The organism is Nocardia sp. NBC_00565, assembly GCF_036345915.1.
In the GTDB taxonomy this organism is placed as follows: domain Bacteria; phylum Actinomycetota; class Actinomycetes; order Mycobacteriales; family Mycobacteriaceae; genus Nocardia.
In genome coordinates this window covers 8944731-8957964 of sequence record NZ_CP107785.1, presented here as the reverse complement: position 1 = coordinate 8957964, position 13234 = coordinate 8944731, and the positions used below count along the sequence as shown (strand labels likewise).

At 66.2% G+C, this 13234-nt stretch carries 14 protein-coding genes; 6 read left to right on the top strand and 8 right to left on the bottom strand.

Features of this window, described 5'->3' with window-relative positions; genetic code table 11:
• Positions 1-162: 162 nt before the first annotated feature.
• On the top strand, positions 163-723 hold the full coding sequence (locus OG874_RS40940; protein ID WP_330252385.1) for a hypothetical protein: 561 nt from the start codon (positions 163-165) through the stop codon (positions 721-723).
• Positions 724-773: 50 nt separating this feature from the next.
• Here OG874_RS40940 and OG874_RS40935 read toward each other — a convergent pair whose 3' ends face one another.
• Complete coding sequence (locus tag OG874_RS40935; RefSeq protein WP_330257628.1) at positions 774-1019, bottom strand: DUF3017 domain-containing protein; 246 nt, start codon at positions 1017-1019, stop codon at positions 774-776.
• Positions 1020-1305: 286 nt separating this feature from the next.
• Between OG874_RS40935 and OG874_RS40930 the strand changes: the two genes are divergently transcribed.
• Together OG874_RS40930 and OG874_RS40925 are read left to right on the top strand one after the other, a co-directional pair.
• Positions 1306-1851: a carboxymuconolactone decarboxylase family protein gene (locus tag OG874_RS40930; RefSeq protein ID WP_330252384.1), complete on the top strand. Its 546-nt coding sequence runs from the start codon at positions 1306-1308 to the stop codon at positions 1849-1851.
• Between the two features lie 31 nt (positions 1852-1882).
• A complete protein-coding gene (locus OG874_RS40925) occupies positions 1883-2347 on the top strand; it encodes a tRNA (cytidine(34)-2'-O)-methyltransferase (RefSeq protein ID WP_330252383.1) in 465 nt (154 codons plus the stop codon).
• Positions 2348-2361: 14 nt separating this feature from the next.
• On the opposite strand, the gene OG874_RS40920 is transcribed toward OG874_RS40925, so the two are convergent.
• Genes OG874_RS40920 through OG874_RS40910 form a run of 3 tightly spaced genes read right to left on the bottom strand, consistent with a single transcriptional unit; the run spans position 2362 to position 4244 of the window.
• Positions 2362-2595, bottom strand: coding sequence for a DUF167 domain-containing protein (locus OG874_RS40920; RefSeq protein WP_330252382.1), 234 nt, complete (start codon positions 2593-2595; stop codon positions 2362-2364).
• Positions 2549-3598: a DUF4349 domain-containing protein gene (locus OG874_RS40915; RefSeq protein ID WP_330252381.1), complete on the bottom strand. Its 1050-nt coding sequence runs from the start codon at positions 3596-3598 to the stop codon at positions 2549-2551. The genes OG874_RS40920 and OG874_RS40915 overlap by 47 nt, the downstream gene beginning before the upstream one ends.
• A gap of 31 nt (positions 3599-3629) precedes the next feature.
• Positions 3630-4244: a TetR/AcrR family transcriptional regulator gene (locus OG874_RS40910; protein WP_330252380.1), complete on the bottom strand. Its 615-nt coding sequence runs from the start codon at positions 4242-4244 to the stop codon at positions 3630-3632.
• A 73-nt stretch (positions 4245-4317) separates the two neighbouring features.
• On the opposite strand from OG874_RS40910, the gene OG874_RS40905 reads away from it, so the two are divergent.
• Entirely contained in the window at positions 4318-4704 is a 387-nt protein-coding gene (locus OG874_RS40905; RefSeq protein WP_330252379.1) for a nuclear transport factor 2 family protein, read from the top strand.
• 21 nt (positions 4705-4725) lie between these two features.
• Here the strand turns inward: OG874_RS40905 and OG874_RS40900 are convergent, their stop codons facing one another.
• The gene (locus OG874_RS40900; RefSeq protein WP_330252378.1) at positions 4726-8208 is read right to left on the bottom strand and encodes an error-prone DNA polymerase; all 3483 of its coding nucleotides are present in this window, start codon (positions 8206-8208) and stop codon (positions 4726-4728) included.
• 229 nt (positions 8209-8437) lie between these two features.
• Here OG874_RS40900 and OG874_RS40895 point away from each other — a divergent pair, with 229 nt between their 5' ends.
• A complete protein-coding gene (locus OG874_RS40895) occupies positions 8438-9118 on the top strand; it encodes a transposase family protein (RefSeq protein ID WP_330252377.1) in 681 nt (226 codons plus the stop codon).
• A gap of 81 nt (positions 9119-9199) precedes the next feature.
• On the opposite strand, the gene OG874_RS40890 is transcribed toward OG874_RS40895, so the two are convergent.
• The 3 genes from OG874_RS40890 to OG874_RS40880 all read right to left on the bottom strand — a co-directional run bounded on the left by OG874_RS40890 (position 9200) and on the right by OG874_RS40880 (position 12095).
• Complete coding sequence (locus OG874_RS40890) at positions 9200-10369, bottom strand: cytochrome P450 (protein ID WP_330252376.1); 1170 nt, start codon at positions 10367-10369, stop codon at positions 9200-9202.
• Between the two features lie 246 nt (positions 10370-10615).
• On the bottom strand, positions 10616-11200 hold the full coding sequence (locus OG874_RS40885) for a GNAT family N-acetyltransferase (RefSeq protein WP_330252375.1): 585 nt from the start codon (positions 11198-11200) through the stop codon (positions 10616-10618).
• Between the two features lie 439 nt (positions 11201-11639).
• Entirely contained in the window at positions 11640-12095 is a 456-nt protein-coding gene (locus OG874_RS40880) for a hypothetical protein (protein ID WP_330252374.1), read from the bottom strand.
• 155 nt (positions 12096-12250) lie between these two features.
• On the opposite strand from OG874_RS40880, the gene OG874_RS40875 reads away from it, so the two are divergent.
• Positions 12251-13234 (top strand): SDR family NAD(P)-dependent oxidoreductase, encoded by a 984-nt coding sequence (locus OG874_RS40875; protein ID WP_442943216.1) that lies wholly within the window; start codon positions 12251-12253, stop codon positions 13232-13234.

Here is a 13234-nt window from a genome sequence, read left to right as displayed (position 1 = left end):
GGCGATTAGCTCGGTGAAAGTCGTTGCGCCTCAGCCGACCCCGAGGACGGACGGTGGCGCATAGGATGCACCTGGGCCTACGAATGCCGCATTGACTGGAGAGTCGCCGATGTGCAGACTGAGCCGACATCGCGCCGCTCGAGTCGGCGAGCATTCCGGTCTATGGACGAAATTGGGGGTAAGACCATGCGTTTTCATCGTGCCACTTTGACGTTCGCACTGCTGGGCACGGCATTCACCGGCGCCATCGCGTGCTCGGACGAGCCTGCTGCGCCCAGCCCGGCAGCAGTGTCGACCACGGCGTCACCGGCGCCGACCGTCCTCGGCCCGCTCGGCTTCGGCAAGCTGCGACTCGGGATGAACCGCACCGAGGCCGAGGCCACCGGGGAAATCGCCGCCTTCGACGACACCAACGATCCGCCCGGCTGCGGCCGATACACCGCACGCGCGGGCTGGCAGGGCTTCACCAACAACGGTGAAATAGTCGCGATCATGCCCGGCAAACTTCCGGCTCGCACCCCCGAGGGCATCGGCGTCGGCTCCACCGTCGACGAAGTCCGCGCGGCCTATCCGACCCTCGAGATCGGCTACAACTGGAGCTCCGCCGCGGTCCCCGACCACGGCGCACACTATGGCTTCCTCGGCATCTACCGGAACATGCCCGCCGATGCCAAGGTCACGCAGCTACTGCTCTACAACGACCGGGACACCTGCCACAACTAGCGCGGCCCAGCAGCTTCGGCACCGCGGGCCCCGGCGAAAGTCGTTGCGTCTCAGCCGATGCCGAGGGTGTTGATGGTGGCGGCGATGAAGACGATGGCGGTGCCGAGCAGGCTCAGCGTGGCGACGTCGAAAGGTTTGCTGCGAACCGCGAGCAACCCGACCCGAGCCGTCGGCAGGCAGAGCCGGAAGGTGGCCGCGAGCAGGGTCGCACCGCCGAAGAACAGCGCGCCGCGACGCCACCGGTCCCAGGCGACGAAGACAACCGCGAGCACGACGACCGCCGTCACGACCACCATTGGCAGGTGACAGCGCAAGAACTGCCCACCCAGGCTGCTCCTGCCGGACTGCCGCTCGGCGGCAGAGGACTCCACGTCGGTCACGCCCCGATTCTTGCAGACGACGTGCGGCCGCTGACACCAGTGCGCGGCATCGGCGCACCTTGTCGCCGAGCTGCCACGCCGGACTGCTGTCTCACCAGATGTTTCACCCGGTCGCGCCATACGAAATCAGGCATTGCCCTCGACTACTACGCAGCGTAGTTTCGATGGGGAGAGATCATTCCGGCACAAGGGGGTACGGACGATGCGAGCCATTACCCGGATTCGGCATTACACACAGGCGGTACGGCAGGCGAAGCGGAACCGGTCCGATCTGTTCGGGTGGCTGAGGCGACGGCCGCTGGTCCTGTTCGGCACGATCGGGTACGAGTCGGCATTGCTGTTCAGCAATCGGCTGGATCCGAAGCTCAAAGAGTTGGCCGAATTGAAGACGGCGGGCCTGATCAACTGCGAATTCTGCCTGGATATCGGCTCCGCGCTGGCTCGTTCGAGCGGCCTCACCGAACAGCAGCTCGCCGACCTGCCGCGCTACCGAACCAGCGACGCCTACACCGACCTGGAAAAGCTCGTCATCTCCTTCGCCGAAGCGATGACGGCCACGCCGGCGATCGGCATCGAAGACCTGCGCACCGAACTGCTGACGCGGCTGTCGAAGACGCAATTGGCCGAGCTGGTCGCCACCATCGCCTGGGAAAACGAGCGCGCCCGCCTCAACCAGGGCCTCGGCGTGCGCCCGACCGGTATGGCCGACGGCATGGCATGCGCCCTACCGGAGCGTCCGGCGAAGTAGCGCATTCCCGGACATGACAAGCTGATGCGTTGTGTTCCATCTGATGTTCCACGAGCCGGCCATACCCGGGAATACCGGCAATGCGATTCGACTGGTTGCCGGTACCGGGTGTGAGCTGCATTTGGTCGAGCCGTTGGGGTTCGATCTTTCGGAGGCGAAGTTGCGGCGGGCGGGGTTGGATTACCACGATCTGGCCTCGGTGACGGTGCACAAGGATCTCGCGGCGGCGTGGGCGGCGGTGCGGCCCGAGCGGGTATTCGCGTTCACGACGCAGGCGACTACTCGGTATACGGATGTGGCCTATCGCGAAGGGGATGTGCTGCTGTTCGGCACCGAACCGACGGGGTTGCCCGCGGAAGTACTCGATGATCCGCATGTCACCGAGCAGCTGCGCATTCCGATGCTGCCGGGCCGTCGCTCGATGAATCTCTCCAATGCCGCCGCCGTCACCGTCTACGAGGCGTGGCGGCAATTCGGCTTCTCCGGTGCCGTGTAACCGGTTGTGCAGGTTCAGAGTTCGACTTCGAAGCGTTTGAAACGCGAGGTCGCGCCCGCGGCGAGGCGGACGGCGGATTTGGGGACGCCGTAGTGCTCGGCCAGGAGTTCGATGGCAGCCTTGTTGGCCTTGCCTTCCACGGCCGGGGCACGGACGTACAGCTGCAGGGTGCCGTCGTCGAGGGTTTCGACGAGCGGGCCCTTACGGCTGTTCGGTTTGATCGTTGCCCGCACCACCGTCGGCGGCACCCGTATCTCCTGTCTTCTCAGCGCTTTTCGTAGCCACAGCGCCTTTCTCGGCCACAGTGCCTTTCTCGCCCGCAGCACTTTCGGTCGCCGCACCGACCTCGGCCGGAACCGCGCCTTCCGAGGCCGATTCTTCCGAACCCGTGGCCGCGCCCTTCCGACCAGCCCGCCGTACCACCCGCATGATCCCCCACACCACCGCGCCGATCACCACGACGAACCCGAGCCACGGAATCGCCTTACCGGTGAACACCACCGCGTCCTGCAGCCAATCCACCAGCGAGTGCCAGCCGGAGACGATGCCGTCCCAGAAATTCGACGGCCCCTCGTCGGACTTTTTGTCCTCGCTGGTGATGTCGATGGTGAGAGTGGACAGCGCGACCTGATCGTCGAGATGCCGCTTCTGGGCGGTGAGACTGTCGAGTTGGCCCTGACGGCTCGACAACGCCTGCTCGGCGGCGATGAGATCGGCCGTATTGGTGGCGCCCGCGATGAGCGTCCGCAACCGGTCGACCGACGCCTGCAGCGCCTTGATCCTGGCGTCCAGGTCCTCCCACTGCATGGTGACATCGTCGCGATTGGTGCTCATCCGGGTGATCCGGCCGACCCCGCCGAGGCCATCGATGAACTTGTCCGTCTTATCCGCAGGCACCCGCACGGTGAGCGTGGCCTGCGGGTCGGTGTCGTCGGTCCCCGGCTGCTCGGTGCGGCTGTCGACCCGACCGCCGACCTCGCGCACCTGATCGGTCACCTGACCGGCCGCCTTGATCGGATCCCCTGCGGTGATATCGACGCTGCCGGTAATGACCTCCTTGCGCGTCTGGACGGTGTCCCCGCTGGTATCGCCCTTCGCCGGAGATCCCTCGCGCAGACTCGGTGGCGGCGCCATCGGCGCGACGGTCGCCATATCCGATCGGCCGGAGCCGGATTTGTCGTTGTCATCACCACAGCCGACCAGCAATGTCACACCGAGCAGGCCGATCACCAGAACAGCAAGCTTCCGCATGGACGCAGGGTAGCCGCTGTGGTGAATTCGGTCACGAAACCGATGGCACCCCGACCAGTTTCACCAGGAATCGCTCGATCTGCTCGTCGAGCTGCGGCCACGGTTGATCCGGCTGGTTGAGCCGCATCGACACCGCGCCGTGCACCGCGGCCCGCAGATCGAGGGTGACCGCGGCCGCGTCGTCGGCGGGCACGAGGCCGGCGTCCATGCAGCGCTGGATCGCGGTGGTCGTGCGCTCGGTCAGTTCCTGTTTGAACGGCATGGCCACGCGCTGATTGAGAGTGCTCTCGTGCAGCACCTTGTAGAGGCCGGGATGCCGGTGGGCCCAGGCGCCGAGAACCCGGGTGCGAGCGCGCAGTCGGACCACGGGGTCCGCGTTGCCCGCCTCCGCCTCATCGATCGCCCGCAGCAGATCGCGGTGACTCTGCTCGAGGGTGGCGAGCACGAGCGCGTCCCGATCGGCGAAGTGCAGGTAGACCGACGTTGCGGCGCTGCCGATTTCGCGCGCCACCGCACGCATGGACAGTGCCTGATCGTCGCCGAGTTCGTCGAGCATGCGCTCGGTGGCGGCGATGATCTCGCCCCGCAGCCGTCCACCCTGACCGCGCGGATTGCGACCGCGCTGGGTGGTCGAATCGGAATCCATACGGGGATTGTACCCATACGACTGTAGCGCTACAGTCGTAGCGCTACAGCTGTTCATTTATGGAGGTTCCCCCATGGCAACACCCGGCACGGAAGCGAACAAGCAGACCGTGCGCGCCTTCTACGAAACCGCCTTCAACACCAAGGATCTCGACGCCGTCGCCGCGTTCATCGGCGACCGATACGTCCAGCACAACCCGGAGATCGCCGACGGCCTCGACGGACTCCTCGCCCGCCTGACCCACCTGAAGCAGGCCTTTCCGAAGCTCCGCGTCGAGGTGAAACGCCTTGTCGCGGAGGGTGACTACGTGAGCGCCCAGGTCCACGGCATCCGCGAGCCCGGCCAGCGCGGGCTGGCGATCATGGACATCTTCCGACTCGACGACGGAAAGCTCGTCGAACACTGGGATGTCATCCAGCCGGTCCCGGAGCACGCCGTCAATCCAAACGGAATATTCTGAGCCGCAACGGAAGCCACGAGCTCACCGGAAATCGCGGGACTTCGAGTCGACGCGCAGGTCCATGCGTTGGAGGTGTTCGGCGACGACGCTGACCGCACCCTCGGCGTTCTGGACGCGGCCGCGAATCAGGAGTGCGGAGGCGCTTTGGGCCAGGCGGCGGTAGCGGACCCAAAGACCTACCGAACAGACGACATTCACCATGCCGGTTTCATCTTCCAGGTTGAGGAAGGTGACGCCGGAGGCGGTGGCGGGGCGTTGGCGGTGCGTGACGGCGCCGCCGACCAGCACGCGGGAGCCATCGGGCACGTCGAGCAGTCCGGCGGCGGGGATGACGCCGAGCGCATCCAGTTGCGGGCGGAGGAATTCGGTGGGGTAACTGCCCGGGGAGACACCGGTGGCCCAGACGTCGGCGGCGGCCAGTTCGAGCTCGCTCATACCGGGCAGAGCGGGGGCGGTGGTGGCGGCGCCGGTGCCGGGGAGGCGGTCGGGCCGTTCGCCCGCCGCGGCGCCCGCCGCCCACAATGCCTCGCGGCGGGTTATCCCGAGACAGCTCAAAGCGCCTGCGGTGGCGAGGGATTCGGCTTGGGCGACGGTGAGCTCCACGCGTCCGGTCAAGTCGACGAACGAGGTATACGGGTCGTCCGCGCGGGCGGCGCTGATGCGTTCGGCGAGGTCGGTGCCGATGTGACGGACCGTCGCAAGACCGAGACGTACTTCGGCACCCTGGTTTTCGAGCGTGGGTTCGGCGCGGCTGGCATTGATATCCGGGCCGTGCACCAGCACTCCGTGCCTGCGGGCATCGGCGACCAGGGATTGCGGGGAGTAGAAGCCCATTGGCTGGGCGCGCAGCAGCCCGGCGCAGAAGGCCGCCGGATGATGCAGTTTGAACCAGGCCGAATAGAACACGATCGAGGCGAAACTCTGCGAATGGCTTTCCGGGAAGCCGAAATTCGCGAAGGCGTACAGCTTCTCGTAGATGCGGTCGGCAACCTCGCCGGTAATGCCGTGCAGATCGCGCATACCTCGATACAGCCGACCCTTGAGGCGCTCCATCCGCTCCGGTGAACGTTTGGAACCCATGGCGCGGCGTAGCTGATCGGCCTCGGCGGCGGTGAAACCGGCGACGTCGATGGCCATCTGCATGAGCTGTTCCTGGAACAGCGGCACACCGAGGGTGCGTTTCAGCGAATTCTTCAGCGCGTCATGGTCATAGTGCGCCTCCTCTTTGCCGTTGCGGCGGCGAATATAGGGATGCACCGAGCCGCCCTGGATCGGGCCGGGGCGGATCAGTGCCACCTCCACCACCAGGTCGTAGAAGTTCCGCGGTTTCAGCCGGGGCAGCGTGGCCATCTGCGCTCGCGACTCCACCTGGAACACCCCCACCGAATCGGCGCGCGAGAGCATCTCGTAGACAGCGGCTTCCTTGAGATCCAACTTGTGCAGCTCGACCTTCTTGCCCTCGTGCTCGCGCACCATATCGATCATGTAGTGCAGCGCGGAGAGCATGCCGAGACCGAGCAGGTCGAATTTCACCAGGTCAATAGCGGCGCAATCGTCTTTGTCCCACTGCAGCACGCTGCGTCCGGGCATACGCGCCCACTCGACCGGGCAGACATCGGCGATGGGCCGGTCGCAGATCACCATGCCACCGGAATGGATGCCGAGATGCCTTGGCAGCCCCTCGATCTCGGTGGCCAGCTCCAGCACCTCCGCGGGAATATCGGTGCCGATCTCAGCGCCGACGCCGGTCCAGCGGCTCACGGCTTCGCCTCGCTGACGCTCGGCTACGCCGTTCGCCGGAGGCGCTGTGCCTTTGGTTCGCTCGCTGCGCTCACTCACCGCTTCGCCTCGCTGACGCTCGGCTACGCCGTTCGCCGGAGGCGCTGTGCCTTTGGTTCGCTCGCTGCGCTCACTCACCTGTTTACTCCAGGCATCCTGCTGCCCCGGCGAAAAGCCCAGTGCGCGTGCGGCATCGCGGACCGCGGACTTGCCGCGATAGGTGATCACATTCGCCACCTGGGCGGCGTGCGTGCGGCCGTATTTGGTGTAGACGTGCTGGATCGCCTCCTCGCGGCGATCGGATTCGATATCGATGTCGATATCGGGCGGGCCGTCGCGCTCCGGGGCGAGGAACCGTTCGAACAACAGCTCGGCGGCGACCGGGTCGACATTGGTAATGCCGATCGCGTAGCAGACGGCGGAATTGGCCGCCGAACCCCGGCCCTGGCACAGGATGTCGTTGTCCTTGCAGAAGCTGACGATGTCGTGCACCACCAGGAAATAGCCGGGGAACTTCATCTGGTCGATGATCGCGAGTTCGTGCTCGATCTGCCGATACGCCTCGGGATTTCCCGCCGGCGGGCCGTAGCGCTCGGCCGCGCCCCCGAGGGTGAGCGCGCGCAGCCAGGACGCCTCGTCGTGTCCGGCGGGCACATCGAACGGCGGCAGCTTCGGTGCGATCAACTTCAGATCGAAGGCGCACTCGCGGGCGAGCGTCACCGCGTTCGCCACCGCCTGCGGGCAAGTGGCGAACAGCTGCGCCATCTCCGCGCCGGAACGCAGGTGCGCGCCACCGGTCGGGGCCAGCCAGCCCGCGATGTCATCGAGGCTCTGCCGCGCCCGGATGGCCGCGAGCGCCATGGCGCGGCGGCGCTGCGCGGGTGTGGCGAAATGCGCTCCGGTGGTGGCCGATACGGGCAGATCGAGCCGGTCGGCGAGGGCGAGGAGGTGGGCGTTGCGTTCGTCGTCCTCGGGGATGCCGTGATGGGTGAGTTCCACGTGCACCCGGTCGGCACCGAAGCGCTCGGTCAGCTCGCGCAGCGCGGCCTCCGCCTGCCCGAGACGGGTATCGCCCGCCTGCAGGTCGCGGTCGAGGGCTTGGCGCACATGGCCTTTGCGGCAACCGGTCAGGATGTGCCAGTGCCCGCCCGCGGCCGCGGTGAGTGCGTCCAGGTCGTAGCGCAGGATGCCCTTCTCGCCCGCGGCCATATGCGCGGCGGCGATCTCGCGGGAGAGTCGGCGGTAGCCCTCTTGGCCGCGGGCGAGCACCAGCAGATGTGGGCCGGCCGGATCCGGCGAACCGGTGCGGGGCATCGAATCCGAGACACCCTGCGATCCGAGTGACAACTCCGCCCCGAAGACCGTCGGCATCCCCCATTCCCTCGCCGCCTCGGCGAAGCGCACGGTCCCGTAGAAGCCGTCGTGGTCGGTGAGCGCAATCGCCTCCAGGCCGAGCCGCACCGCCTCCTCCACCAGTTCCTCCGGCTGACTCGCGCCGTCCAGGAAGCTATACGCGGAGTGCGCGTGCAACTCCGCGTAAGGCACCACCGGTCCATCGACCGGTTCGACCGGTTCGTCGGCCCGATACTCTCCGCGCTTGCGCGACCACGCCGGACTGTCGCCGCCGTCGCCCGGATACATCGCGTCCGGATTCGTTCGGCCCGGTCGCCCGGACAACACCCGCTCCATCTCAGCCCACGTCGGCGGGCCATTGCTCCAACCCATGACACATCACCTCCATCAATTCGAACATACGTTCCCATTGATCTCAATCTAGCGAGTCAAACTTTCTGGCAGGGTTGCTCGGTTTACGCTCCGGGCACATCGAACCAGGAAGGAGCCGGTCTGTGGCGAGATCACGCGGCCCGCGCCGAAGGTCGACCGGTTCGAACCGATTGCGGCGAAATACGCCGAGGAATGGCCGGCGTGGGGGCATCGCAAGATCGCGGCGCTGATGCGCGCCGACGGCTACGAGGTCTCGACTTCGACGGTGCAGCGGGCACTGCGGCGGCGCGGACTGTTGCTGCCGCAGGGCTATCGGGCGGACCGTAAGTCGTGGGCGATGCTGCGGCGCAAGGTGTTCCACGATCCACCGACACAACGCAATCGAGTCTGGCAAACCGATTTCAGCGAATTCGAAACCAGCGATGGCGGCATCTGGCGGATCTGCGCGGTCATCGACTACGCGACGAAATACTGCCTGGCCATCACCGTGACTCCGACGGCCCGCGGTGCCGACGCGCTGGCCTGCCTGCGGCTCGCTGTCACCGAGGCCGAGCGGATCCTCGACTTGGACGACCTGCGTGCCGATCGTGGGCTGACCGAGGTCCTCGGGCCGTGCGGGGAGGTGCTCGGCATGGCGCCCGCGCCGATCGCGGTGGTGTCGGACAACGGCCCGTGCTTTCGCGGTGAGGTGTTCAAGACCGCGTTCGCCGGACCGGACCCGCTGCTGCGACACGTCCGCACGCGGGTGCGATCACCCCCCACCACGATGGTGTCCCCGAATCCCCGCCATACAGGTTGGGATCTCGGGACGTTTCATCCACTCCAAAGACCCCGGTGGAAAGGCGATGTCATCGGGGCGCCACCGATGACCGGGAGCTGGTTGGCGTTGGTCGAGCCATCCAGCCGGTAGCAGAATCATCCGTATTGAGCGGGGTTCCAGGTACGGGTCGGCTTGTTGGTGATGATGAACCGCAATGCCTTGATCATGATGTCACCTCCTTCCTGGGGCTCGGTCGGGCGCGGACAGGGCTTGTGGGGTACGCCGCAGGGTGAACGGCCTGGGGGTCGCGGCATTGGTCACGATCGGGCGGGTATCACCGCCGCCGATGACGCGCAGAGAGGTGTTCTCGATGAGGGTGGTGGCTGCATCGGTGACCAGATCGTGGGCGACCGCGGCGCCGGCGCAGGTGAAGGGGCCGGAACTGAAGGGCACAAATGGGCCGTGTTCGCTCGGTCGAATCCAGCGGTCGGGTTGGAATGCCCCTGGTCTGGTCCAGTGTTTGTTGTCGTGATGGAGCAGATAGGGGCTGACGGACAGCAGGTCGCCGGTCTGGAAGGCGATCCCCCCGAATTCGGCGGGATAGGGGACGGGACGGCTGACCATCCAGGAGACCGGCCGGTGCCGCAGGGCCTCACGTACCACCCAGTCGACGGGCCAAGGCCATGGTGAGCCGGGAGAGTGGAGACTGCCCAGCAGCACCGACCACGCGAGCGAGTAGCCCAGCGGTCCCACAATGGACCGGAACATCAGCACATACAGCTGCGCCACCGTTGTATCGGCGACGCCGTCGGGACAGGCACCGATCACGGCATCGAGCAGATCCCGTGGTTCGGCTTCCGCAGTGCGGCCGGTGGCGCTGCGCCGGTCCCGGATCTGCTCGTTCAGCGCGGTGGACAGCTTGGCGCGCAGCAGCTGCGCCCGCGCCCGCTGCGCCATTCGGGCCGGGCGAAGCGCGCCCACGCGTGCATTTCGCTCCAGTAACTGCCGCAACTCGGGAGAACCATCAGGGTGCAGCAACACGTCCGCGGTGCACCGATACACCAGCTCGACCCCCGCTGCGGGCCAGCGGGTGACGGAGGGCATTTCGATCACCGCCGCCGCCAGGGACTCGCGATACTCGGGCGTATGCGTCCGCAGAATCGCGCGCACCGCGCGGCCGAAATCGACCTGAGCAGACCGCGAAGGCAGCATAGAACCGAAGAACCCGGACTTCCCCGCATTGAAAGCGCGGTCACTCAACACCGTCAGCGCCAGACCCGTATCGCCGACACACCACCCGCCCCACGGCAGCCCGAACACCTCTACCGGGCTGGTCCGGCGCAGATTCTCGAGGAAACCCAACGGATCACGCCGGAACCGGCGCATCTCTGCAAAACCCATCGGACGGTCCTCTCATAGAGAGGGTGAGCGATTCATCAGATGTTTTCGAGCGGATTTATCCACTGGCTGTGCGTACAAACGCAGATCAAGCATAGTCTCGACTAATTTTAACTAATTTTACAAGCGAGGCCGTGGAGGTCGACCACGAGGCGAGTACCCCGGCACCGCCGGGGCCTATCGAACACTGTGCCAGCAGTGATATCGGTTCACGATTACCCGCGACCGCCGGCAACCGGTCATTGAGGTCTAACCAGTGCAAACCCGATCCGCCTCGGCGAGGGTTCCCGTTGCCAGGCGCGCGTACATGAACATGTCGCGGCGTCGATTGCCGACCTTCTGCCACGATCTGAGGAGCCCTTCGCATTCGAAACCGGCTCTCTCCGCAGTGCGGATCGAAGCGCGGTTCCAAGGTTCCACATAGAGCTGGAGCCGTGGGATATGCAGCTCTTCCAGCGCCCAGGTAGCCATTGCCGCCAGAGCATGCGCGGCGACGCCATGGCCGCGGGCAGAGCGGACCACCCAGTAGCCGAGCGATGCGCGGCCTTCGTCGATGTCCTTCAACCACAGGTCGATACTTCCCAGTGGTGTGTTGTCCCGTCGCCGGACGATCACCATCGGGTATCCCGTTCGATCGGTCGCTCGTTGCCACTGGCGTTCGACAAACCGCGTTGCGGCCTTGCGCGAGAAGGTCGCCGGCACCGTGGTTATAGGAATCAGGTCGTCGGCAGAGGCTTCCCTAACAAGCTCGAGGTCTGCCGCAGACAACGACCACGGGCGGAGTTCCAAGTCTGCGGTGGCTCTCAGATGCGGTATTTGCAGAGCATCGTCCATGGTCAGCCTCCCCACAATATGCACAGGATATCGGCCCGGTGTCACCATTACCACTTCCATTTCCGAGTACCGCAGGCACACGCCGACCCCCGCAATTCGATCGCCTCCGGCAGGCATCGGCCGGTTCACCGCGCGATAGAGGACCGAGCCGAGCCGGAAAGCTGGGCAGGTCGGCGACTACCCGTCCCGAAGGTAGTACCGAACTCCTCGGGCTGAAGGGCGCTACTTCGATCCGGGCGAACGTCACCTCGCCCTCGAGGGCCGCTCGCGTCCGAGGGCATTCGCGCGAACGCGATCTGCCCTGGCGGCACGGATACGGCAGGTATGCGGGCCGCATTTGATGACGACGAGATCGGAACACTCGACTTCGTTGCATCTGCGGTTTGTGCCATCGGCGGGCAAGACCTGTCCGCCGATGGCACGAACTCCGAATTTCGAATCAGTAGGTCGGGAGCGACTCCGTCGACTTCTCGGCCAACGCGGCCTCGACCTTGTCCAGGCTGGAGCGGATCACGGCGCCGTAGGCGTCGTTGGCGAGGACGTCGAGGTGACCGCGGGCGATCGTCAGCTGCATGTAGGCCACATCGAAATCACCCACGCGGCGGTGGCTGTCGGCGAGGTTGAGGTAGAGCGAGGGCAGGAATCCGCGCAACCCCTCGTCGAGCGGAACGCCGGGGCCGAAGACCGCGGCCAGCGCGCGCTGGTCCCAGCGCAGCGCGCCTTCGGCCGTGTCTTGCAGATCGGCAAGGTGATGCGCAATCACACAGCGCTGCAATGGATCTCCACCGTCGCCGAGCTCGTCCCACAGTTCCTCCAGCATTCGCCGCGCCGCCTCCGGATCACTGCCGGAGAGCCGCACCGCGGCAAAGATTTCCGCCATCCGATCGTCCGCCATGCGCAGAGTATCGCACATATGTTCGATGGATTCGAGACCGGTTCGAACGGCTCGGCGCGCCCCCGATTCGAACGCCCGACGTGACGAAGCACACTTGGCAGGTAAACTTACTTCAGAGTAAGTTCATGCCAACCTCGACCTGCAAAGGAGCAGCGATGACCCGAGCTTCCGCTGACGACGCCGACCAGCAGCTCCGGCGCAACCGCCGCAACCGCGACCTCACGGGACGGCATGTGCTCATCACCGGCGCGTCCTCCGGCATCGGCCGGGCCGCCGCGCTGGCCGTCGCGGACAAGGGCGCCGTCGTCTTCCTGCTCGCCCGCCGCGCCGACGAGCTCGCGACCGTGGTCGAGGAGATCCGGGTCGAGGGCGGCACCGCCTACGGGTACCAATGTGACGTAACCGATTCCGACTCCGTCGACCATGCCGTCAAGACCATCCTGGACGAGCACGGTCACGTCGACATGCTGGTGAACAACGCGGGCCGCTCGATCCGCCGCGCCATCCACCGTTCCACCGACCGGCTGCACGATTTCGAACGCACCATGGCGGTCAACTACTTCGGCGCGCTGCGGCTGACGCTGGCGCTGCTGCCGCAGATGCGCGAGCGCAAATTCGGCCACATCGTCAACATCAGCAGCGCGGGGGTGCAGGTGGCCACGCCGCGCTTCTCCGCCTACCTCGCCAGCAAGGCGGCGCTGGATAAGTTCACCGAGGTGGCCGCGATCGAAACCATGGCCGACGGAGTCACTTTCACCACCATCCACATGCCGCTGGTGCGCACCCCGATGATCACCCCGAGTGGCGATCAGGGCCCATCGGAATCCCCCGAATGGGCCGCGGCCACCATCGTGCGCGCACTGAGCGAGCGGCCCAAGCGCATCGATGTCCCGCTGGGCACATTCGCCGAATACGGCGCACTGCTCACCCCGAAGATCCGCGACCGCATCCTGCACCGCTACTACCGGGCCCTGCCCGACTCCCCCGCCGCCAAGGGCGAGCAGGTGGACGCCGCCGACGACGAGCCCGCGGAACCCCCTGTCCCACAACGCGAACCACACCACAAGTCCACCGCCCGCCGCCTCACCGGCACCGCCTTGCGCCGCGCCGCCCGCTGGGTCCCCGGCACCCACTGGTAA